Genomic DNA, 2,610 nt, shown 5'->3' with positions numbered 1-2,610 from the left:
GACGACTACACTCGAGCTTGGGTTACCAAAGTCCACACCAGTTCGAGAGACTCGCGGCATAACAAACCCGTGTCCACTTTATCGGGTCAGGATCACGTTCACGCTTGGCTTACGCTCCTTCGTCGCAAAGTTTAGCCAAGCTTTATACGCCCATTAGCAAGGCGTTATATGCCAAACCCAAGCAGCTGTCAGGAGGACATAATGGCTGTAGACGAAGATAAGATTGACGAGACTGCGTTGGCTCTGTTGTTCCTTACTCTTCACGATGGAGCGCGGGCATGGAAGCAACTGGATTGGGATGTACTCAATCGATTGCATGAGAAGGGCCTGATTTATGACCCTGTGGGCAAATCTAAATCAGTGCTGTTTACCGAGGAAGGGTTGAAGCAATCGGAAGCTGTGTTCCGACGGTTGTTTGAGAAAGATGGCCCTGATCGAGATTGATTGGCCTATAACAAGCGCCTTAAAACTCGGACGCAAAACGCTTGGCTTGCGCTCGTACCTCACGGATTGTAGCCAAGCAGTGTTTTGCGCCGCTTAGGCGGGGCGTTATGAAAAATAGGTAGGTGAAGTGTTAAATCGAAGAAAGTTAATACAGTTAGCTTTATCTGAAGTTCCTTCGGAAACAGAGTACTTAGACTATAAACAAGAGATAAACCTATCTTCTGAGGCTGGCAGAGCAAAATTATTGCGAATTATTTGTGCAATGAGCAACAGTAACCCAGCAGGTAGATCGTTTATTTTTGTTGGTATTAGTGACTCAAAGGAACTTATAGGTGCCTCATTCATTGATGACGCAGACTTTCAAAATGCGATTAATGGATACATTAGCAATTGTCCAAAAGTCATTTACGAAAATGTTAGTGTTCCCTCTTTAGAACCCAATAAATTTGTCGGTATTATTTCGATTTATCCAAACGAAAATCTAAGTGAGATATGCAAAAAAATTTGGAAATTGAAGCCTGGAGATAGATTCTTTAGGAGAGGGAGTTCAACGGATAAAGGACATAATGAAAGTACCTTAACTCCGAACCAACAAGAATCCTTAGAGCTTGTAAGACGCTCATCAGTCACATTAGAATCAACTTTAAATGCTACATTGGCATTTTATAGAGATTCTTCCAACTCTTACTCTCCTAGGCATTATGTTTTTAATGACCAGTATGTTGTTGCTGTTTCTAGCTGGAAAAATGAAGATAACTCTCTTTCCGAAGTGACTGTACAGTTAATTAATGAAGAAGTTTCGTTTTTCTGGTCTGCGCTTGAGCATGTGACACTTGAAAAGACGGAACAAAGTTTAGTAATCGAAGAACTTGCAATGTTTTTTTGGAAAGGTGTGCGGTACTTAATTCCTAAGAAGCGTGTGGAAATCGACTTTCCCATCTCCAGTTCATATCAAGTTAAACAATTGAAATTATCAAACATTCCGGAGCTATCATCTAAGGATATTGACGAGTTTCTAGGTAGCTATGAAGATAGGCTTTTAACTGATCCATATTTTGCGGAAATATTGCCATATGAACTGTTGTTTGCTGCACTAAATGGTTCAAGAGTATCCCTTGACCTTTTACTTGATATGAACGGGGGAAATGTGGACGGAAGCGTAGCCGAATCTTACAGTGAAGCAATTCGAACGTATGAATATCTGCAATCGAGTACAAATTTTTCATAACAAAGCATTTAAGAGTGATTCGCAACGCTTGGCGTTTTCGCTTCGCTCAAGTATAGCCAAGCGTCGCTCACACCTTAATGCGGCGTTATGCTCAATCGAGACCCTAATTAGATGGAAACTACCGAAGCAGCTTTTACCACAGCGAAGAAAGTATTTAATGGAGAGCTTTCTCAAATTGAAGGGGCTCGCCAATTGAACGCAGGGCATGGAATTAATCTTAATTCCGCGAAAATTATGATAACTGTATATGGAAAGATGGTAAACGGACTAGAATTCAAGCGTGCGTTAAGCGCATCTGACATGAGTTATTATTTGGCTCGCATCATGAGCGAAGGTGGCAGTAATGCTTTGACGAAACCTATTGAGGCATTGTGGAAACACATAACTTACTACGAAGCAAAGAATAACGTCACGCTTAAGTCACTTCGTGATTTGCATTCATCCTACTCGGCAATAGAGAAAGGCTCCTCCAGCCTGGATAGTTTAAGCGAATCTTTCGATACCGAAGTAAAGAAGGCATTAAGTACATCTAAAGAAGAGCGCCAAAAGCGAATCGCTGAGTCGAGTGCAGTGCCTAAAACCAAATCAGTGCTCGTCCAAGTATATGAGCGTAATCCTTATGTGGTGGCAGAGGTTCTTACACGAGCAAATGGTATCTGTGAAAGATGCAATAGCGCTGCTCCTTTTATAAGAAAAAAGGATGATAGCCCATATTTGGAAGTTCATCATAAGACTAGACTTGCTGACGGGGGGGAAGATACTGTGGAGAACGCAGTTGCTCTGTGTCCAAATTGTCACCGAGATCTGCACTTTGGTAAGCATAACAAGGCGTTGCACCGGACAATGAAGTTGACCCGTTTTAGTGGACACCAAAATCGTTAGATTGAGGTGTCACAATGCCTGCCTACAAGACAGGAAAACGAACCCAACAGTACAGT

General features: G+C 42.1%; 3 protein-coding genes. All 3 read left to right on the top strand.

The window, feature by feature from the left end:
* Nucleotides 1–201 precede the first annotated feature (201 nt).
* Nucleotides 202–444, top strand: coding sequence for a DUF6429 family protein (locus tag G505_RS0117650; protein WP_028110737.1), 243 nt, complete (start codon nt 202–204; stop codon nt 442–444).
* Nucleotides 445–571: 127 nt separating this feature from the next.
* Nucleotides 572–1,672, top strand: a complete 1,101-nt coding sequence (locus G505_RS22905) for an ATP-binding protein (RefSeq protein WP_084644060.1) — start codon at nt 572–574, stop codon at nt 1,670–1,672.
* 111 nt (nt 1,673–1,783) lie between these two features.
* Nucleotides 1,784–2,554, top strand: coding sequence for an HNH endonuclease (locus G505_RS22895; protein ID WP_169628231.1), 771 nt, complete (start codon nt 1,784–1,786; stop codon nt 2,552–2,554).
* The last annotated feature ends 56 nt before the right edge of the window (nt 2,555–2,610 follow it).

Origin of the sequence: Ferrimonas futtsuensis DSM 18154, assembly GCF_000422645.1 — a bacterium.
Taxonomy (GTDB): Bacteria; Pseudomonadota; Gammaproteobacteria; order Enterobacterales; family Shewanellaceae; genus Ferrimonas; species Ferrimonas futtsuensis.
Note: the sequence above shows the minus strand (reverse complement) of the source record. Positions and strands in the feature narration are given on the sequence as shown.